Origin of the sequence: Mesoplasma coleopterae (genome assembly GCF_002804245.1) — a bacterium.
GTDB lineage: Bacteria > Bacillota_I > Bacilli_A > Mycoplasmatales > Mycoplasmataceae > Mesoplasma > Mesoplasma coleopterae.
Genome location: NZ_CP024968.1, coordinates 469,051 through 490,987 on the forward strand (window position 1 = coordinate 469,051; position 21,937 = coordinate 490,987).

Here is a 21,937-nt window from a genome sequence, read left to right on the forward strand (position 1 = left end):
AAACTACGATAATTGAATTAAACTAATTATTTATCTTTTAATATTTTTAATTTTATTTGTAAGAAATTAACATCATTATTTTCATTTTTTTAAAATATTTTAAACTATCTATTTTATAATTCTTTTGCCCTTCATAAATAATCATAAAGTCTTAAATTAAAATTAAAATAATCTTTATAAGTTAATTCTTCAATAATGACATATGCTGAACCTCGTCCATAATTATAAAATGAAAAATTTGTATATTTAATTTCATTTATGTTGTTAACATGCTTGATTTTAACATAAAAATAATTTCAAAGATCATCAAGAATTATTGTTTTTTTAACAGGTTTTTTATAAATTTTCATACTTTCAAATCCTTCAAAAACATAATTGATTTGTTCTGGAGATGACAAAGTGAATTTATCATTGTTTTCACCAATTGGAGGAAAATTATTTGAATCATTTGTGTGGAATTCAACATTGACTTCAATTACACTTTCTTTTTCTAAATTTAAAGAAAGATTTGTTGTTTCAGGGAAAATAATAGCTTTAAAACTAAAAAATCCTAAGGTTATACATGAACTAACAGTTATAAGAATAATTAAAAATATTAATATTATTTTTTTCATAATTTTCATAATTTTATTTTTTATAACGGTTTAAAAGTTGTTATAGATCCTTCCACATAAGTTGAAAGTATCACTTCTTGATAATTTCAACCATCTCAACCATAATGGCAAATAAAAGAATTTGATCAAAAATTATATACGTAACCATAAACAATAACCCCATGTGAAATTTTTCCTCTTGCTTCGCTATAAGCCACAGGATCTGGTGGAAAAAGACCAAAAAATACAACTGGTCTTCCAGCTTTTATTTCGTTAGTAAGATTTAACTTACCTATATAATAATGAGATTTTTCTTTAAAATTTATTTGTTTACAAAATTTCTTAATAGATTCTTTTAGAGGTTTTCCTCAAGATGAAGTTTCTCCCCCATTTAATTGTACTAATTTGTCTTTTAAATTAGTGTTTGGATCATAACGCTTTCCAGTATCTATTAGCATGTTATTTTTTGAATTTATATAGTTAGAAGGTATTAACTTTTCATTTCCTGTTGCATATCAATAGTACATCATAAGTGCCCCAGCAACAAAGCCACAAGAACCATCTCAATTTGAAGGAAAATTTGCATATTTTATTTTTTCGTAATTTCTAATATAGACTTTTTTAGATTTTGGCAATTGTAGTGTTTCTCCTGTTAAAACACCATTCACATAATTTAATACAGATATATTAGGCTCTAATAACATATTATTTAATATACTATCTAAATTTTCTTGTAATATTTTTGCATCTTCTTTGCCAATTTTACCGCAACCTTTATTTAAATGAGTAAAGTTTCCATTTTCTTTAACATAATAATTTAAAGGACCAAAGTAATATTTATCTTGCAAATCATTGTAAGGAATTTTAAAACTTTCAGATCTTTCAATTATGTGACCACTTCTTAGATCATATATTAAATATCCCTCATTTTCTCCGGTCATAAAATAAAATTCTCTACCTTTAAGGTCTTTAAGAATTACTACATCTTCTTTAATCTTTTTAACTCCAAGTTCTTTTAATTCAGATTTTAAATATCTTTTTAAATTTTCGTTTATCATGATTCTATTCCTTCTTTCTAGAATACAAAATTATCTTCTATAATATATTTTTTATATTACAAAATAATTTAATCATTAATTTTTAATAAAACTATTTATTCTAGAAAGATTTTTATAATTGAATATTTTATATAAAAATAATTTTCCTGAGTTTTAAACAACCATGAATCTATTCATTTTTTTTTTTTTTTAAAAAAAAAAAAAAAAACCTTTTCAGGTTCTTTCATAAACTGGCAGCGTTCTATTTTCTCACAATGCAATATCGTCGACGCTGTAGAGCTTAACTTCTGTGTTCGGTATGGGAACAGGTGTGACCTCTACGCTATGACCACCAGATCTTTTTTTAAATTGTTCTCTGAAAACTGGATATTAGATGATTACATACTCAATTGCTTCTTTTTTCTAAAATTCTCTCGATCTATTAGTAATGGTTAGCTTAATGCCTCGCGACACTTACACATCCATCCTATCAACCTCATAGTCTATAAGGGATCTTACATTCTAAAGAAATGGGAAAATTCATCTTAAAGGAGGCTTCTCGCTTAGATGCCTTCAGCGATTATCCGTTCCACACATAGCTACCCTGCTGTGCCACTGGCGTGACAACAGGAGCACCAGAGGTGTGTCCATTCCGGTCCTCTCGTACTAGGAACAGCTCTCTTCAATTTTCCTACGCCCACAACAGATAGGGACCAAACTGTCTCACGACGTTCTGAACCCAGCTCGCGTACCGCTTTAATGGGCGAACAGCCCAACCCTTGGAACCGACTACAGCTCCAGGATGCGATGAGCCGACATCGAGGTGCCAAACCTCCCCGTCGATGTGAACTCTTGGGGGAGATCAGCCTGTTATCCCCGGGGTAACTTTTATCCGTTGAGCGACGGCCCTTCCACTCGGGACCGCCGGATCACTAAATCCTACTTTCGTACCTGTTCGACTTGTAAGTCTCACAGTCAATCACACTTATACTTTTGCGCTCTATGCATGATTTCCAACCATGCTGAGTGTAACTTTGAGCGCCTCCGTTACATTTTAGGAGGCGACCGCCCCAGTCAAACTACCCACCAGACACTGTCCTTAACCCGGATAACGGGTCGAAGTTAGAAATCCAATATAACGAGGGTGGTATTCCAAGGTTGACTCCACTGGCCCTAGCGGTCCAGCTTCAAAGTCTCCCACCTATCCTCTACACGTTATACCAAATTTCAATATCAAGTTATAGTAAAGCTCCACGGGGTCTTTCCGTCTAGTTGCGGGTAACCGGCATCTTCACCGGTACTAAAATTTCACCGAGTCTGCAGCCGAGACAGCGAAGGGATCATTACGCCTTTCGTGCGGGTCAGAACTTACCTGACAAGGAATTTCGCTACCTTAGGACCGTTATAGTTACGGCCGCCGTTCACCGGGGCTTCAATTCGAAGCTTCGCTTGCGCTGACTTCTCCTCTTAACCTTCCGGCACTGGGCAGGCGTCACCCCCTATACTTCGTCTTGCGACTTAGCAGAGAGCTGTGTTTTTGCTAAACAGTTGCCCCTCCCTCTTCACTGCGGCTCAACTTGCGTTGAGCACTCCTTCTTCCGAAGTTACGGAGTTATTTTGCAGAGTTCCTTAGCTACAGTTATCTCGCTTACCTTAGGATTTTCTCCTTGACCACGTGTGTTCGTTATAGGTACAGGCTACTAGTTATTAAGTTAGAAGCTTTTCTTGGAAGCGTAGGGTCATGTACTTCGTTACTAGGCGAACCGTTCACTCCTCATAACACTTCAACGTTTAATACAACACGGATTTGCCTATGTTGCCGTCTTTGTGCTTAACCCAGGACATCCATCACCTGGGATACACTACCTTTCTCCGTCACTCCATCACTAACTAGCAGGTACAGGAATATCAACCTGTTGTCCATCGACTACGCCTTTCGGCCTCGCCTTAGGTCCTGACTAACCCTGGGTGGACGAACCTTGCCCAGGAAACCTTGGTCAAACGGTATGAATGATTCTCACATTCAATCGTTACTCATGCCGGCATAATCACTTCTAATCGTTCCACCAGTCCTCACAGTCTGACTTCATCACAATTAGAACGCTCCCCTATCACTGTATTAAAAATACAATCCGTAGCTTCGGTATTAGGTTTAGCCCCGGTACATTTTCGGCGCAGAATCACTCGACTAGTGAGCTGTTACGCACTCTTTAAATGGTGGCTGCTTCTAAGCCAACATCCTAGCTGTCTGTGCAATTCCACATCCTTACACACTTAACCTAAATTTAGGGACCTTAGCTGACGATCTGGGCTGTTTCCCTCTCGAGCATGGACCTTATCACCCATGTTCTGACTGCCGAGTATCCGACAATGGCATTCGGAGTTTAATTCTATTCAGTACCCCTAGGTGGGGCCATCATAGATTCAGTGCTCTACCTCCATTGTGGTAAACCTCGACGCTATACTTAAATATATTTCGGGGAGAACTAGCTATCTCCGGGTTCGATTGGAATTTCACCGCTAGCCACAAGTCATCCGCGGTCATTTCAACGAACGTCGGTTCGGTCCTCCATTTGGTTTTACCCAAACTTCAACCTGCTCATGGCTAGATCACCCGGTTTCGTGTCTAATGCAACGTACTAAACGCCCTATTAAGGCTCGCTTTCACTACGGCTCCGCATATTCTGCTTAACCTCGCACGATACATTAACTCGCCGGCTCTTTCTACAAAAAGCACGATATCACCCATTAACGGGCTCTATCTTCTTGTAAGCACATGGTTTCAGGAACTATTTCACTCCCCTCTCGGGGTACTTTTCACCTTTCCCTCACGGTACTGGTTCACTATCGGTAAAATGGGAGTATTTAGGCTTGCCGAGTGGTCTCGGCGGATTCCGACAAAATTTCACGTGTTTCGCCGTACTCAGGATCCATCTAAGAGATCAACACATTTCGTATACGGGGGTATCACCCTCTATGCCGCTACTTCCCAGTAGCTTCTACTATATGTTGATTTTGTAACTCTAAAAAGATGTCCTACAACCCCAGCCCGTAGACTGGTTTGGCCTCTTCCGCGTTCGCTCGCCGCTACTAACAGAATCATTATTTATTTTCTTTTCCTCTTGGTACTAAGATGTTTCAGTTCCCAAGGTTCCCTTCTCATAAGCTATGTATTCACTTATGGATAATACGAGATTAATCGTATTGGGTTTCCCCATTCGGATATCACCGGATCAAAGCTCACTTCCAGCTCCCCGATGCTTTTCGCAGGTAATCACGTCCTTCTTCGGCTCCATTTTCCAAGGCATTCACCATGTGCCCTTACTATTTTTTAGAAAAAATCTTAAAGCAATTGATAATTGATTCAGTAAAAATTTATTTTTATTTGTTAAAAATTGTTGATTTATTTTAATCTTTTACAATGCTTTTCATCTAATATTCAGTTTTCAAAGAACAATTCTCTTTCAGAGATTATATTTAAATAATCCCTGAAAACTAAATAGAACATATAATAGTCAATCTGTTTTGTTTTTATCTCCATAGAAAGGAGGTGATCCATCCGCACGTTCCCGTACGGATACCTTGTTACGACTTAACCCCAATCGCTAGTCCTACCTTGGGACGCGCCTTCCTTACGGTTAGGAAACGTACTTCTGGTATTACCAACTCTCGTGGTTTGACGGGCGGTGTGTACAAGACCCGAGAACGTATTCACCGCGACATAGCTGATTCGCGATTACTAGTGATTCCGGCTTCATGAAGTCGAGTTGCAGACTTCAATCCGAACTGAGACCGACTTTTTGAGATTAGCTCCCCCTCGCGAGATTGCGACTCTTTGTATCGGCCATTGTAGCACGTGTGTAGCCCAGGACATAAGGGGCATGATGATTTGACGTCATCCCCACCTTCCTCTAGCTTACACTAGCAGTCTCGTTAGAGTCCTCAACTTAATGTTAGTAACTAACGACAAGGGTTGCGTTCGTTGCGGGACTTAACCCAACACCTCACGGCACGAACTGACGACAACCATGCACCACCTGTATCAATGTTAACCTCCACTACATCTCTGTAGCTTTGCACTGTATGTCAAGCCCTGGTAAGGTTCTTCGTGTTGCTTCGAATTAAACCACATGCTCCACCACTTGTGCGGGTCCCCGTCAATTCCTTTGAGTTTCACTCTTGCGAGCATACTACTCAGGCGGAGTACTTAATGCGTTAGCTGCAGCACTGAGGTAATCCCCAATACTTAGTACTCAACGTTTACGGCGTGGACTACTAGGGTATCTAATCCTATTTGCTCCCCACGCTTTCGTGCCTCAGCGTCAATAATCAGCCAGTAAGCCGCTTTCGCCACTGGTGTTCTTCCATATATCTACGCATTTTACCGCTACACATGGAATTCCGCTTACCTCTCTGATATTCTAGTCCCGCAGTTTTCAAGGCGAACCGGAGTTGAGCTCCGGGCTTTAACCTCAAACTTGCGAAACCGCCTACGCACCCTATACGCCCAATAAATCCGGATAACGCTTGCCACCTATGTATTACCGCGGCTGCTGGCACATAGTTAGCCGTGGCTTTCTGGTAAGGTACCGTCAAGATAAGAGCATTTCCTCTCCTATTTTTTCTTCCCTTACAACAGAGCTTTACAACCCGAAGGCCGTCATCACTCACGCGGCATTGCTTCATCAGACTTTCGTCCATTGTGAAAAATTCCCTACTGCTGCCTCCCGTAGGAGTCTGGGCCGTATCTCAGTCCCAATGTGGCCGATCAACCTCTCAGTTCGGCTACGTATCATCGCCTAGGTGGGCCTTTACCCCGCCTACTAGCTAATACGCCGCATCCTCATCTTCTAGTGATCCAAACGGATCTTTGAATGTTTTCTCATGCGATAATAACATCCACATGCGGTATTACCTTTCGTTTCCAAAAGTTATCCCCCGCTAGAAGGTAGATTAGATACGTGTTACTCACCCGTTCGCCACTGAGGTGCAAGCACCTCCGTTCGACTTGCATGTATTAGGCATGCCGCCAGCGTTTATCCTGAGCCAGGATCAAACTCTCATTTTAAATTATTGTTTTGATTCTGACTATTATATTTTTTTGTATATTATTCTGTACTCAATTTGAAATTGTTACAGGATTGTACAATTGTTGTTCTATTTAGTTTTCAAAGATCATTTCCCAATCAGGGACTTTTTAATAATAGCATAAGTTTTTATCAAGTTGCAATAAATTTTAAAAAATTTTTCCAAAAAAATAAAAAAATGTTGAGACTACCTAGTTTTGCCTCAAAATTTCCTTAATTTTTATTAAATTAGAAAACTATTTTTTTATTTCGAAAAAATGTTCCATTTGTCATGTTTTTGCTTTCTCCGCTGTTGAATTTAAATCATTAACTCAATTAGGATAAACTCTAAAAGCCATTTTACCTCTTTTATTTTCAAAAGACAAAATCCCATTATTCAGTAATGTATTTTTATCAAAAACAAAATATCCTTCATTAGTTCCATCTAACACATAAAGAATAAGTTTATCAATTTGATCATTATAATTTATAGGAGTATTTTTATTCTCTATTTTATACATTGCTACAAAATATCCTGCTTTTTTAGGAGTCTTCTTAACTTTTCTGAAATAGCATGTTTCTCCATGAAGAATAAATTTCGCAGCTTCATATTCTTTATTTATTATTTCAATTTTAATATCTGTGATTTTATTTTCAAAAATTTCATTCATTCTTTTAATTGATTCATACATAATTATTTTTTCATCTCCTCATATAAGGATCAAAGTTTTCTTTCATACGCAGAATTAGATTTTGGTTTAAAGTATTTAATATTTTTAATTTCATCAGGAAGGTACTGTTGAGCTACTCATCCTTTTTCTTCAACGTGTGGATATAAATAATTAACTCCCCTATTTAATTTAATTGCTGATTTATAATGATTATCTTTTAAATGAGATGGTACATCATATGCCATTCCGTTCTTAACATCTTCAAAAGCTTTGCCGCTTGCCATTAAAGCGGAATTAGATTTTTGACTTAAAGCCATTTCAATAATAACTAAGCCTAATGGAATAATTCCTTCAGGCATACCAATTTGTCTAAAAGCATCACAAGCTTGGACAACTCTTGGTGGCAAAGTTGGATTTGCTAATCCAATATCTTCATATGCCATAATTATCATTCTTCTCATTAAAGTTTCATAATCTCCAATTGATAATAATCTACTAAAATAATGTAAACTAGCATCCACATCACTACCTCTAACTGATTTTTGCAATGCAGATTTTAAATCATGAAAATCATCACCAGCTGCTCCACTTGGATTTTTACCTTGAGAAATTATTGTTGAAATTAAATCTATTGTTATTTCTTCGCCTTTATATAAAGAATCAAATAATTCAATGTTATTTAATAAACTTCTAATATCTCCACTATTAAGCTCACATAAATATTTAAGCGACTCTGGTTTAATATTGATATCGATTTTTTTATCACTTATTAATTTATTAACGAAATTGAAAGAATCTTCATGGTTAATTCTTTTTAGTTCTAATATTGTAGCTCTACTTCTAATTGCTGGATTTATAGTAAAAAATGGATTTTCTGTTGTTGTAGCAAATAAATAAACATTTCCGTTTTCCATAAAATTTAATAAAATATCTTGCTTATCACGATTTAGTCTATGAATTTCATCAATGATTAAAATAAATCTTTCTTTATTAATAGCTTTATCAATAATCTTTGTTAAATTTTCTTTTTTATCATAACTAGCATTAAAAAGATCATATTCAATCTTTAAGTCATTGGCTAAAGCAATGGCAAAAGATGTTTTTCCGACACCACTTGGACCATAAAAAATTAAAGACCTACAAAAGTTATTACTAATCATTCTTTTGATTAAGCCATCTTCTTTTAATAAGTTTTCTTGTCCTATTATTTCTGATGTCGATGTTGGTCTTAATAAATATGCTAATGGTGTATTCATAATTCCTCCTAATAAAAAATAACTAGTGTTTACTAGTTATTATTTTACTCTTATTTTGTTTCAAAAACTATCCCGAATACTTCTTCATATTTTTCAGCTGGAATAATTTTTAATTTTGCTTTTACTTCATCTGGGATTTCGTCCAAGTCTCTTTCATTTTTCTTTGGAATAATGATTGTTTTTAATCCACTTCTTGAAGCTGAAATAGATTTTTCTCTTAAACCACCAATTGGCAATACATTACCTCTTAGTGTAATTTCACCAGTCATACCAATTTCTTTTGAAACTGGTTTATCTGAAAGTGCTGAAATTAAAGCTGTTGTAATTGTAATACCTGCACTCGGACCATCTTTTGGAACTGCTCCTTCAGGAACGTGTATGTGAATATCATTTTCTTCAAATATTTTTTTATCTACACCAAATTTTTCATAATTTGATTTTACATAAGTCAACGCTATAGTTGCTGATTCTTTCATTACTTCACCAAGTTTACCAGTTAAAATTAGATTTCCTTTACCTGGGTATAAACTTACTTCAATTGGCAAGATATCTCCACCAAATTGTGTATACGCTAAACCAGTAACAACTCCAATTTGTGATTCTTCTTGTTTTTCAGTATGATCAAATATTCTTTTGCCTAATAAATCATTAACTTGTTTTTCATCAATTACAATTTTATCCATTTCACCATTTAGATTTTTAACAATATATTTTCTAATAATAGAATTAATATGTCTTTCTAATTGACGAACACCAGCTTCTCTAGTGTAGTATTTGATTATTTCATTAATTGAGCCTTCAGTAAATGATATTTCTTCTGATGTCAATTCATGTTGTTCAATTGCTTTTGGAACCAAATAGTCTTGTGCAATTTTAACTTTTTCAATTTCTGTATAACTTGATAAGTTTATGATTTCCATACGGTCGTATAATGCTTCTGGAATATCTTCAGGGTAGTTAGCAGTTGCAATAAACATAACTTGACTCAAGTCATAAGGTTCTTCAATATAGTGATCTGAAAATTCTTTGTTTTGTTCTGGGTCTAAAACCTCTAACATTGCACTTGCAGGATCGCCTCTGTGATCAGATGCCATTTTATCAATTTCATCAAGCAAGAATAATGGGTTTTTTACTTTTGCTCTTTTCATTGTTTGAATAATTCTTCCAGGCATTGAACCTACATAAGTTTTTCTGTGTCCACGAATTTCTGATTCATCTTTTACACCACCTAAACTTACTTTAACAAAGTTTTTTCCAACTGCTTCAGCAATTGATTTTGCTAAACTAGTTTTTCCAACTCCTGGAGGACCAACTAATGTTATAATTGGTGCTTTTAAAGATTTAGTTTTAGTTTTAACAGCTAAATATTCAATAATTCTTTCTTTAACTTTTTTCATTCCATAATGATGTTTGTCTAAGATTTCTTTTGCATATTTTAAATCAGTCAAATCTTCAGTTTCTTCTCATCATGGAATACTCATCATTCAATCAATATAGTTTTTCTCTGTGTTTCACTCAGGTGTTCCTGATTGAAGAGCTTCTACTCTTTTAATTGAAGCTAAAATTTTTCTTTTAACTTCTTCTGGGAATGGTTCTTTAGATAAACGATCTTTGTATTTATCTAAAGAACTATCATCAGAACCATCTTCATCTTCTAATTCGTCTTTGATGATTCTCATTTTTTCTCTTAAATAATATTCTTTTTGTTGCTTATCCATTTTTTCTTTTAATTTATGGTTTAATTCTTGTTCAATTTCATTTTTATGTCTAGCAGCATCAATTGATTCAGCATTTCTGGTTACAATTCCATCCTCTGAAAAAATTACTCTTTCAATAATAGATCATCTTTCTTTTAAAGATGAAGATGTTATATATTCTGAATTAGTTAAAATTTTTGAAGGTGCTAGTTTAAACATAATTGAATCAAAAGCTAAACTTAAATCATCAGATTCACCTGAAATTAATTGTTTAATTTGCTTTGTTACTAAACTTCCTTTAGTTTTAATAGCTTCAGAAATTTTTTCAATTAATTCTTCGTACTCTTGTTCAGTAAAATCGTTAATTGATTCAATTAATTCAACTTCTGCATAAGGTACTTCATCTTCATTTTCAAAGAAATTAATTACTTTACATCTTTGAATAGGATTTGTGCTAATTGTTAATGAATTATCTTTTCATTCTTTGATTACTTCAAAATCAATTAAAATTCCAAACTTATGTAAATCCGAAAATTCTGGTTTTTCAACAGAAGCATCGATTTGTGGTATTGCAATCATTTGATTATTTGAATTTTTAATTGCATAATTAACACTTGCTAATGTGTTTTTTCTTCCAACTTCTAAATTTTCTTTTATTCCAGGAACAATAAATGAACCTCTAATTTGGAAAATAGGTAGTTTTATTTTTTTACTCATTTTTTATAACCTCCTACGTGGTTAAATATATATTATCATATTGATTAGCAATTACAATAGTAGAGTGCTAAAAATAAAAAAACCTTTATCAGGTTTGATTATTTTTATAATTATCCGTTATTTGAGTATAAGAAGTCAACCAATAAATCATTAATTATTTCTGATTTTAACATTTCTGGATTTACCATAGTTTTGATTTGATCAGCAGGAATTCCAAATTGTGTAGCTAAATTTTCAAATTTTGCATTAATAGCTTCTTCAGTAACTTCAAATTTTTCTTTGCTTCTAATTTCAGTTGTTACTAAGTAAGTTTCTAATTTATTTTTAGCATCAGCTAATAGCTCAGCTTTAATAGCTTCATCATTTAAACCAGTTACTTTTTTGTATTTTTTGATATCTAAACCTTGTTGTTTTAATTGAGCTTCAAATTCTTTTCTTAAATCAGCTGCTTGATTTTCAATAGCTGATTTTGGTAATTCAATTGTTGAGTTTTTAATAACTTCAGCAATAATTTCATTAACAAATTGGTTTTTAGCATTTTGTGATTTTTGTTTTGAAATGTCTTCTTTTACTTTTGCTTCAAATTGAGCAAAAGTTTCAACATTAGGTAAGTTTAAATCTTTTACAAGTTCATCATCTTTTTTAGGTAATTCTCTTGCTTTAATTTCAGTAATGTTTAATTCAAAAGTTGCTGGTTTATTTGCTAATTCAGGAGTGTATCCTTCAGGGAAAGTTACATCAATTTTAGCTTCTCCTAATCCTAAACCAATCATTGAATCTTCAAATCCTGGAATAAATTGGTTTGAACCAATTACTAATTTGTGGCCTTTAGCTTCTCCGCCTTTGAAAGCTTCACCATCAATGAATCCTTTAAAGTCAAAAGTAACGATGTCACCTTTTGCAATTTTAGCATCAGCTGCTTTTGGTTTCTCCATAACAAATTGTTCACAGTATTGATCAATAACTGCTTCAATTTCTTCATTAGTAACTTCAACAGTTTCTTTTTTAACTGATTTTATGTTTTTGTAATCACCCAATTTAACTTCAGGTTTTAAGTCAAATAAGAATTCAATAACTAATTCTTTTTCGCTTACTTTTGCTGGAATTGGTTCTGGTGAGTTCATTGGTTCAATTTTAACATCTTGAGCTCTTGCAAAATCAAATGCTGGAGAAACCATCATTCTGTATGCTTCATTGTAAACTTTTGAAGGAGTTACATATTTTTCAGCTTGAGCTGCTGGAATTTTTCCTTTTCTGAATCCTGGAACTTCTAAGTTAGCAAGAACTCTATTTTTTGCTTTTTTTAAAGTTTCAGTTCATTCTGTTCCATCAATAGTAACAATTCATTTACCTTGACCTTGTTCAATAATTTTTAATTCTGTGAATTTCATTTTTTATTCCTCGTTATTCTATTCTATCTTTTGTAAGCAATAGCAATATTTTTTGGCTTAATGCTTAAAGTTTTTACAATTATTTCCTCTACTATTTTATTAATTTGATTTTCTTCTAACATTTGAGCTTTGTTTTTTAAATCAATTTTAATTAAAACATAAAGTAAATTATCATGATATAAGTCTGTTAATACTTCAATATTATCTACATTGTTTAAATCTGAGTTTGAACGCATTAAAATTGTATTCTGAATTAACTTATTTAAAGCATTAACTTCAATTTCTAATGCTCCACGATTATTTCTCTCTATTGAAATATACATATTCTTACACCTCTATTTCTTTTATTATTGAGCTCTACCGCTATATTTACCATCTACTGTAGAAATAATAACTCTTGTTCCTACATTAACAAATAATGGAACCATGATATCTAATCCAGTTTCAACAACAGCTTTTTTCAATGCTCCACTTGTTGTATCACCTTTAACTGCTGCTTCAGCTTCTGTTACTTCTAATTCAACTTTATCTGGTAAAGAAATTCCTAAAACTTCTCCGTCAAATTCAGTCATTTTAATCATTAATCCATCTGTTAAGAATTTACTTTCTCATTCTAATCTAGTCATTGGAATTTGAATTTGTTCATAAGTATCTGTATCCATTAAGTATGCATCAGTACCATCATTGTATAGGTATTGCATATCTTTTCTTTCAATCATCGCTTTTTCAACTTTTTCTCCACCAGTGAAAGTTATTTCAACTCTTGATCCAGTTCTCAAGTTTTTAGCTTTTACACTAACTTTTCCTTGTTGTCTTCCTGTTTTTGAGAAAGACTGTTCAATAACAACAAATAAATTACCTTCGTATATAAATGTTGTTCCAGGACGTAAATCATTTACTGACATTTGTTTTCCTTCTTTCTTTTTTAAGATTTAATTTTAATCATAGTAAATTATAGCATTTAACCTAAAAGTTTGAAAGTTTTTCATTTAGTTTTGTTTTTGACAAAGTTAAATACATAACTTCAAAAACGACTATTGAAACTATTCATTGAATACTATCGACAATTGCTTCTTTGACAGCTAACCCGTTTCGTGTTGAAATTTCTTGTGTATTTCAAACTACATAATATAAAAATGGGATATATAAAAATACTAAACTCGCTGCTAAAATTACGGCTGCATGTTTTGTTATCAATTTTGAACCATACTTCATAATAAAGAACATTAATACATTTATTAAAATTGTTATACCCATTGTTATTACTGAATTTAAGGCTAAATCCATAATAGCTCCATAAACAATTCCACCAACTAACATTCCATATCCTGGTACTAAATAACAAAAGACTAAATAAACTCCAGTTGTGAATTGAATAGCAACTCCATCACTTGTAAATAACATTGTTACTAAAGATAATGTAACCAATAAAGCTGATAACATTCCAATTAAACAAATATATTTAATTGATCATCTTTTCTTATTCAAAGTAATCGCCTACTTTTAAATCTGATAAATTAGTTAGTTTATATGCACTAGCTTCCATCATTTTTTTACCTGGTTTTTGAATTAGTTGAATTTGAACTTGCCCATTGTTTGTTTGAACATTAATTCCATTCTCATTAATGTCAACAATTGTTCCAGGTTTTTGTTCGACGTTATTATTAAGTATTTTTACTTTTTGAATTTTGTATCTTTCTTCACCTTTAAATGTATGAGCAATTGGTCAAGGAGATAAACTTCTAATATGATTTCAAACATTAACTGTTGAATCATCTCAATTAATTCTTTCTTCTTCAGTTGAAATATTTTTTGAGAAAGTTACTTGATCTTCATTTTGTGCGATTGGTCTTAATTCATTATTATAAATTTTAACTAAATTTTCTTTGATCATTTTTTGACCTAACTTTGCTAATTTTTCAAACATAGTTCCAGTATCATCACAATCTTCAATTTTTATAGATTCTTGAATGTAATAATCACCAGCATCCATTTTTTTAACCATTTTCATAATTGAAATTCCTGTTTCAGAATCTCCATTTTTAATAGCATACTGAATTGGTGCTCCACCACGATATTTAGGTAATAGACTACCATGAATATTTATTGAATCAATTCTTGGTAAATCCAAGATTTTTGTAGGAACAAATTGACCATATGCACAAGTAACAATAAAGTCACTTTCTATTTTTGCAATTTCATCATAAGCTTCAGAAATTTTAACAGGTTGAATTATTTTCAAATTATTTAATAAAGCAACTTCTTTTACAGGAGTTGGTTTTAATTCTTTTTTTCTACCTACTGGTCTATCTGGTTGAGAAATAACTAAAACTATTTCCACGTTTTCCATTTCAGTTAGAGCAGTTAAAATGTCAGCACCAATTTGTGGAGTGCCACAAAATATAACTTTAATTTTTTCCATTGTAAGCCTCCACTAATTCTTTAACTTTTTTAAGAATAACTACCATTGCTAAAGTATCTCTATCACAATATTTAAGCATTCCTTCTTTTACTTTCAGATTTCAAGCTGCTTTTGGTATTCTACCATCAACAAACTTTCTAAATGTTTCACTAGCTTTATCGCCTTTATTGATTACTAAATCATTGTATGAAAAACTAGGATCTAAACTTGGTTGTGTTTTTTTAATTGAATAACTACCTTTAAAATTTGGGTGATAAATTAAGAATGCTGGTCTACCAGTTCCTTTTGTGTCACTTGTGAAGAAATCCATTAAATCAACTGTGTTTTGAATAATATAAGCTAATGGTTTAGCATATTTAGGAAACATCATTGCTAATTTTCTTAAAACACCTTGTTCAAAACTTTTGTTATAAGCAACATAAACACCAGGACCATGTTTAAATGAATCTTTAATAAAGTTTTCAATAAACTTAATTCTTGGATCTGTATCTTGTTCATTACTTAAAAAACTATAGTGATGCATTGTTTCAGGTTTATTGTAGTCATAATTTTCATCAACTATTACATCAATTGAATATTGAAATGGAGTTTGATAGTAAGTATTAACTAAATTAAATCTTGGGATTGCTCATTTAGATGTTTCAAAGTCATACATATAAATAGGAAAATCTTTATAAATATTTAATAAATTATCTATTCATTCAATATTATCAAAATCTATAATTCTTCATTTTGATTCATCAGCTGGGTATTGTTTTTTCAAATCATAAACTTCAAACATTCTTTTTGCAATTCTATTTTTTTCAAAAAATGATTCACCTTTATTATTCAGTACAATACTTGGTTCAAACAAACTTTCATAATCCTTGAAGTAAGGTGATTTTGAATTTCTTATAACATGTGATTTTAAAGCGCGTTTAAATTTTCCAATGTTTCAAAACCCAGGTTCATTTTTATCAAACCAATTCATTACATGATAACAGTTATCATATTCATCATGGTTAAATCCATGATCTCAATTTCCAGCACGGTCTTTATTGTAATTTAAAGTACATTTTTTATTATGCATAAACTCTGGGATTTTACCATTTTCAGATTTAATATTTAAGTAGTTTGATAAAGTTACAAATATTTGATCTAAATCAAACTTTTCTCTGAACATTTTCAATTCATCTTTTAAAGTAGGTCTTTTTGCGTTAGACCCATATGTTAAATAATCAAGCGCTATTAATTTATCTAATTCAACTTCAATTGGAGTTGTATCATATTCAACTTCAAAATCACTTTTAACAAATTCTTCAATTTCTTCATATTTAATTTTTCCAAGTTGGTTTATAAATTCTTTTGCTTGATCACCAAAAGTTTTAGCAGTTATTATTAAATCTGAGTTCATTACATAATCTGAATTAATTTTTGCAATACAAATATCATCAACAATAAATCCACATTTTTCTAAAACAAACACTTGATACATTAAGTCAAAGAAATGTTCAGCTTTAACTTTTGTTGTAGCCTTAGCTTCAATGATTTCAACGTGTTTGTTTTCTTTAATTTTTAAAACGTCACATCTTGTTCTAATTTTTTCATTATCATAACTGAATGCTGCTTCATAAATATATTCACAATTATCTTCTTTAAGTAATTCTTTTGTTTTTTGTTCTGCTTCAAAGAATTTCATTTCGTCTAAGTTTACTGTTATTTTTTTAACAGTTCTTTTATCATTTGCAATGATATTTTTCATGTCAAAGTATTCTCTAACTTTATCCCCAAACGCATTACCATCTTCAATTGTTTCACCTGCAAATAGTTCAGGATCAAAGCCAGTTTCAGAATCTCATGCTGAATTTCATCTTTTAAGAAATTCCTCTTTTTCATTTTCGTCTAAGGAGTCAATGTTTAGGTATGCAGAAAAAATATCAATTGATTCTGCTGATTCAGAAAATTCATTTTCATCTTCAAAATTAGCATCTGCATCAATTTCAAGGATCCTATCCTTCTTTCATTTTACAGCACTGGTAAAATTTTCTTTATTATCTCAAACTCAAGCTTTTTTAACGCACTCTTTCATTGCAAGCTTAAATGTTTCTTTATTAACTTTTGCATTCAATTTAAACATATTTTTTTCTCCTTATTAAAACTTTATTATTTATATTTTATCAACTTTACATGTGTTATTAATGTGTTACTAAAAAATAACTTGCATTATGAGTACATAATTACAAGTTATTGATATTATTAATTTCCTTCTTTACTTCTGATAGGAACAAATTTTTCTTTATGGTCAGTTGTTCTTTGAATAACTGGGTTCTTTTTGTTTTCTTTAGCTTCAGCTCTAATTTTTTTGATTTCTTCTTTTTCAATTTTAGCTAATTCTTTTTCTTTAATTCGATCAGATTTTTTAATTGCTTTTCTTTCTTCTTTAGTTAATTTAACTTCTTTTTGACCAATAGCAATTCTTTGTTCTGTTTCTTTTAAATCTAAAATTGTATTAACAACTCATTTAGTTGCATAATTCTTTTTATCAATTTTAGTTGTAATACCTTCAACCTCATAAGCTCTTCTTTCAATTGACTTTTGTGTTTTAGGCTCAATTAGTTCAACAACAACATCAAAAACGTCACGATATTTATATTCAGGTCCTTTTCTTGAATAAACTTTTTCAAATTCAACTCTAATATTTTTTCTGTTATCTGTTTTAGCTAAAAATGCTTTGATTTCATTTCTAACCGCTTTATATCTTTGTTCTTTTTCTTTTTTAGCTGCTTTTTTTCCAGTAATTGTTGTAATAATTACAAATCCTACAACAACAATTAACATAACTAAAAGAATTATTAATCCTGCACTGTTACCCATAAAAATATCATTCCTTTTCTTTTAAATTCTTTATTATTATAAATTATTTTTTCTAAAATTATTCTACTATGTCAATAATTCCTCCACCTAAACAAATATCGTTTAAGTAGAATACTGCTTCTTGACCTGGAGTTACTGCTTTAACTACTGCATCATAAGATACTTTATATTGCGTATCTTTAATTTTAGTTAGTTTAACTTTTACATCAGGTTGTCTATATCTAAATTTTGCTGTACATTCAAATTCATTAATATTATCTAAATATTTTGATATATCTAATGATCAATTAATTTCATTTACAGTTGCATTATTTGATAATAAATAACTTTCATCACTTGCTGGACAAACATAAATTATTTTTTTCTCAATATCTTTTGCAGCAACATAGTAGGGTTCTTTCATTCCACCCAAATTAAGACCTTTTCTTTGCCCTATTGTGTAATACATAGCTCCAATGTGTTTTCCAACAACTGCATTAGTTTTAATATCAACAATATCACCAGGTTGATTTGAAATATAGTTTTGTAAGAATTTAGTAAATTCTCTTTCACCAATAAAACAAATTCCTGTTGAATCTTTTTTGTCAGCTGTAATTAACCCTTGTTCAGCTGCAATTTTTCTAATTTCAGGTTTTTCCAAACTTTGTAACGGAAATAAAGTTTTTGATAACTGAGCTTGAGTTAATTGACATAAGAAATATGTTTGATCTTTGTTTGTATCAACTGCACGAGTCATTTCATATTGTTTTGTTTCTTCATTAAATCTAACTCCAGCATAATGACCCATAGCAATATAATCTGCTTTTAATTCATTAATTGCATGATTTAAAAATTTATCAAATTTAATATATTTGTTGCATAAGATATCTGGGTTAGGAGTTCTTCCTTTTTTATATTCTTTAATAAAGTATTCAAAAACATATTCTCAATATTCTTGAACAAAATCAATTCTATGTAATTTAATTCCTAATTTATTTGCTACTTCTAAAGCATCTAAATAATCTTGTTCTTGAGGACACACATCATTATCAATTTCTTGATTACCTAAAATATCATTGTTTGCTGAGGAATCTCAGTTACGCATAAATAATCCTTCAACTTCATAACCCTGTTGAATTAGTAAATAAGCTGCTACTGATGAATCAACTCCACCGCTTAAACCTACAATAACTTTCTTTTTCATAGCTCCTCCTTACACAAAAAAATTACTCAAATGAGTAATTTAATTTTATCATATTTTTGTTTATTTCAAATTATATTTGTATGAATGCAAAAGCAATAAAGTAAATAATAAATAATACAGATAAACAATAAACCGCAGGGTGAACTTTTTTGGCTTTACCAGTTATCATCATCATGAATGAATATCCTATAAATGCCATTGCTACACCATTAGCAATTTCATAAGTTGCAATCATAAATAAAATTGATAAGAAAGTTGGAACTAAGAATTCTGGTTTTTCTCATTCAACATGAGCTGCTTCTTTTATCATCATAATTCCAATGTATACACAAGCTGCACTTGTAATAGGTTGAGGAATTAATTTAAAGATTGGAAATAATGCAATAGCTAATAAGAATAATATACCATTAACAATTGCTGCCAATCCTGTTTTTGCACCTTGTTCAATTCCTGCTCCAGATTCTGCAAAAACCCCTAAAGGTGTTGTCCCTGTTACTGAAGCCATCATTGTACCAACTGAGTCAATAACTAAAGCTCTTTGACTAATTTCTTTATGTTGATTTGTTTTTTTATCTAATTGATTTGTAAATGCTGCCATAGTTCCTGTAGCATCAAAGAAGTTAATTAACATAACAACAAATATTGAAATATAAGTTACAGGTGATGTTCAAATTTTAGTATTTCCAAATGCTTTAAATGTTGATTTTCAATTTCATGCAAAACCATCAAAATCATACTTTCAACCTTCTCAATTCGATAAGTTTGCTTTATATAATAAATCTTTGCTATCTGTTATATTTGTTGAAGTTGCAATTATAACAGCTATAACTGACATTACCAATAATGCTATTGCAACAGCACCTGGAATATTTCTAAATGATAAAAACAAAATAATCATTAATGTTACAGAACCTAAAATAATTGGAATGTAATTTTCTTTTAATATACCTAATTTAGCAACTGGAATTCCACCATCATTAGCAAGTCATCCCATATTTGCAATTCCAACATAAGCTATAAATAATCCAATTCCAATTCCAATTGCTAAAACAATTCCTTTTGGTATAGCTTTAATAATAAATGATCTTAAAGGTGTCAATGAAACTGTAACAAACACTACTGATGAAAGCATTGTAACAATCATTGCTCCCTCAAAACCTAATCCAGCTCCACCAATATTATACGTAACCAATGCGTTCATTCCCATTGAAGTAGACATAGCTACTGGTATATTAGCAAATAAACCCATTAATATACAACAAATTCCGGAAACTATCGCAGTTGCGAAGAAAATTCCAAATTCATTCATTTTAAAAGGTTCTAATAAACTTGGATTTAATGTTCCTTGCTCAACTATTTCTTTAGGTGTTGTTATTGATATCATATTTGATACTAAAGTTGGGTTAACAGTTAAGATATAAACTAATGCTAAAAAAGTTGTAACTCCACCAATGATTTCTTTTTTCATAATCGCACCTAAAGTATCAAACTTAAAGTACTTTTCAATTGAACGGATAGCTTTATTGTTGCTGAAGACAAAAGCTTCCTTGTTTCTCTGAGCTGTTTGCTCAGGTGTTTCGTTTAAAAATAATTCAGACTCATTTTCAACTTGAGTCTGTTTCAGACTTTTATTATTCATTTTGCCTATTCTTTCTATGTATAAAATTCAATGAAGAACTCAGCAAAAATAAAAAGAGTTTTCACAACGCGCAAAATACGCATAGTGAAAACCATAAAACTCATAATCTAACATTGGTGTTAGGTAGAGACTCCTTCCCGATATGAAGGATTATATAAGTTTTCATATTCATTTTATACTTAGTTATTTTATCTAATAAACTATTAATATTCAAATAAAAAACAACTTTAATTATAAGTTGATTTTATTCAATATTGTTTTTTGGTTCAAATGATGAAAGTTCTTCTAAATTTTTAAGTATTTTTTTCTCTTCTTTTGAAACTGAAGTTGGAACTGATATATTAATTCTAATTAATAAATCTCCACGTTTATCAGATGTTTGATTTTTAAATAGACCCTTGTCATGAACTTTTATTAATTGTCCTGAATGAACACCTTTTGGTATTTTTAATTTAACAGGTCCATCTAAAGTTTTAATAATAACTTCATTTCCCAAAATTGCATCAAGATATGAAATATTATAATTCATAATTAAATCATTAGAATTTTGTACTAATTCAAATACATCACTTTTAACTATACCAATAGTTATAAAAAGATCTCCAGGCATTCCACCTTCTAGTGAAGCATGTCCTTGTCCACGCATAACAAACTGTTGACCAGGTCATAATCCTTTTGGTAATGGTATTTCAATTTCTTCTCTTTTTGTTTCAACACCTTTACCATGACAATTTTTACATTTGTTTTTGAATTCTTTTCCGATTCCATTACATTTATCACAAGTAATTTGGTTTTGAACTTGGAAAGGACCCATTTGTTTATTAACAATTATTTGTCCTGCTCCATTACATTTTGTACAAGTGTGAACATCATTTGGATTTTCTGCTCCAACACCATTACATTTAACACAATTCTTAATTAAATTTAAAATTGTTCTTTTGTTAACTCCAAAAACTAATTCTCTATAAGTTAAAGTTACTTCTAAACCGATATCTTGGCCTTTGCTTGGTCCTCTTCTAGATGAACGACTACTTCTTCCTCCACCAAATAGGTCTGAGAAAATGTCACCAAAGTCCATTCCTCCACCCATGTTTGAGAAGAAATCCTCAAATCCTCCAAAACCAGAACCGCCAAATCCTGAACTACCATCAAAAGCAGCATGACCAAATTGATCATATTTAGCTCTTTTGTCAGCATCAAGTAAAATGCTTGCAGCTTCATTTACTTCTTTAAACTTTTCTTCAGCACCGCTTTCTTTATTCACATCAGGGTGGTACTTTTTAGCAAGTTTTCTATAAGCACTTTTAATTTCTTGTTCTGTTGAAGTTTTAGAAACACCTAAAACTTCATAATAATCTCTTTTTGCCATGTTGTTATTCCTTTTTAAAAAATAAAACTAACAGTTGTTAGTT

15 protein-coding genes, 3 rRNA genes and 1 riboswitch are annotated in these 21,937 nt (G+C 31.3%); all 18 genes read right to left on the reverse strand.

Annotated features, from left to right (window positions below):
* Positions 1 to 113 precede the first annotated feature (113 nt).
* The 18 genes from MCOLE_RS02160 to dnaJ all read right to left on the reverse strand — a co-directional run bounded on the left by MCOLE_RS02160 (position 114) and on the right by dnaJ (position 21,894).
* Positions 114 to 614 (reverse strand): hypothetical protein, encoded by a 501-nt coding sequence (locus MCOLE_RS02160; RefSeq protein WP_100671049.1) that lies wholly within the window; start codon positions 612 to 614, stop codon positions 114 to 116.
* 20 nt (positions 615 to 634) lie between these two features.
* On the reverse strand, positions 635 to 1,651 hold the full coding sequence (locus tag MCOLE_RS02165; RefSeq protein ID WP_100671051.1) for a putative cysteine peptidase: 1,017 nt from the start codon (positions 1,649 to 1,651) through the stop codon (positions 635 to 637).
* A gap of 228 nt (positions 1,652 to 1,879) precedes the next feature.
* Positions 1,880 to 1,987: ribosomal RNA gene (gene rrf, locus MCOLE_RS02170) — 5S ribosomal RNA — on the reverse strand.
* 64 nt (positions 1,988 to 2,051) lie between these two features.
* Positions 2,052 to 4,965 (reverse strand): 23S ribosomal RNA (locus MCOLE_RS02175).
* 208 nt (positions 4,966 to 5,173) lie between these two features.
* Positions 5,174 to 6,698, reverse strand: a 16S ribosomal RNA gene (locus tag MCOLE_RS02180).
* The 16S, 23S and 5S rRNA genes sit together here, the layout of an rRNA operon.
* Before the next feature lie 255 nt (positions 6,699 to 6,953).
* On the reverse strand, positions 6,954 to 7,388 hold the full coding sequence (locus tag MCOLE_RS02185; RefSeq protein WP_100671053.1) for a MepB family protein: 435 nt from the start codon (positions 7,386 to 7,388) through the stop codon (positions 6,954 to 6,956).
* Between the two features lie 2 nt (positions 7,389 to 7,390).
* Positions 7,391 to 8,623 carry a replication-associated recombination protein A gene (locus tag MCOLE_RS02190; RefSeq protein ID WP_100671055.1) on the reverse strand — a complete coding sequence of 411 codons (1,233 nt, stop codon included), beginning with the start codon at positions 8,621 to 8,623 and terminating at the stop codon, positions 7,391 to 7,393.
* Between the two features lie 50 nt (positions 8,624 to 8,673).
* On the reverse strand, positions 8,674 to 11,037 hold the full coding sequence (gene lon / locus MCOLE_RS02195; RefSeq protein WP_099651239.1) for an endopeptidase La: 2,364 nt from the start codon (positions 11,035 to 11,037) through the stop codon (positions 8,674 to 8,676).
* Between the two features lie 110 nt (positions 11,038 to 11,147).
* Positions 11,148 to 12,428 carry a trigger factor gene (gene tig, locus MCOLE_RS02200; RefSeq protein WP_100671057.1) on the reverse strand — a complete coding sequence of 427 codons (1,281 nt, stop codon included), beginning with the start codon at positions 12,426 to 12,428 and terminating at the stop codon, positions 11,148 to 11,150.
* 23 nt (positions 12,429 to 12,451) lie between these two features.
* Positions 12,452 to 12,751: an MMB_0454 family protein gene (locus MCOLE_RS02205; protein WP_100671059.1), complete on the reverse strand. Its 300-nt coding sequence runs from the start codon at positions 12,749 to 12,751 to the stop codon at positions 12,452 to 12,454.
* 24 nt (positions 12,752 to 12,775) lie between these two features.
* Positions 12,776 to 13,333: an elongation factor P gene (gene efp, locus MCOLE_RS02210; protein WP_099651242.1), complete on the reverse strand. Its 558-nt coding sequence runs from the start codon at positions 13,331 to 13,333 to the stop codon at positions 12,776 to 12,778.
* Positions 13,334 to 13,394: 61 nt separating this feature from the next.
* Positions 13,395 to 13,916: an ECF transporter S component family protein gene (locus MCOLE_RS02215; protein ID WP_164703818.1), complete on the reverse strand. Its 522-nt coding sequence runs from the start codon at positions 13,914 to 13,916 to the stop codon at positions 13,395 to 13,397.
* Complete coding sequence (gene fmt / locus MCOLE_RS02220) at positions 13,909 to 14,850, reverse strand: methionyl-tRNA formyltransferase (protein WP_100671061.1); 942 nt, start codon at positions 14,848 to 14,850, stop codon at positions 13,909 to 13,911. The genes MCOLE_RS02215 and fmt overlap by 8 nt, the downstream gene beginning before the upstream one ends.
* A complete protein-coding gene (locus MCOLE_RS02225; protein WP_100671063.1) occupies positions 14,837 to 16,966 on the reverse strand; it encodes a DUF2779 domain-containing protein in 2,130 nt (709 codons plus the stop codon). The genes fmt and MCOLE_RS02225 overlap by 14 nt, the downstream gene beginning before the upstream one ends.
* Before the next feature lie 119 nt (positions 16,967 to 17,085).
* Positions 17,086 to 17,703, reverse strand: coding sequence for a hypothetical protein (locus tag MCOLE_RS02230; protein WP_100671065.1), 618 nt, complete (start codon positions 17,701 to 17,703; stop codon positions 17,086 to 17,088).
* Between the two features lie 58 nt (positions 17,704 to 17,761).
* A complete protein-coding gene (gene mnmA, locus MCOLE_RS02235) occupies positions 17,762 to 18,886 on the reverse strand; it encodes a tRNA 2-thiouridine(34) synthase MnmA (protein WP_100671067.1) in 1,125 nt (374 codons plus the stop codon).
* Between the two features lie 70 nt (positions 18,887 to 18,956).
* Positions 18,957 to 20,525 (reverse strand): NCS2 family permease, encoded by a 1,569-nt coding sequence (locus MCOLE_RS02240; RefSeq protein ID WP_100671068.1) that lies wholly within the window; start codon positions 20,523 to 20,525, stop codon positions 18,957 to 18,959.
* Between the two features lie 83 nt (positions 20,526 to 20,608).
* Positions 20,609 to 20,703: riboswitch (purine riboswitch) on the reverse strand.
* A 66-nt stretch (positions 20,704 to 20,769) separates the two neighbouring features.
* Positions 20,770 to 21,894 carry a molecular chaperone DnaJ gene (gene dnaJ, locus MCOLE_RS02245; RefSeq protein WP_100671070.1) on the reverse strand — a complete coding sequence of 375 codons (1,125 nt, stop codon included), beginning with the start codon at positions 21,892 to 21,894 and terminating at the stop codon, positions 20,770 to 20,772.
* Between the last annotated feature and the right edge of the window lie 43 nt (positions 21,895 to 21,937).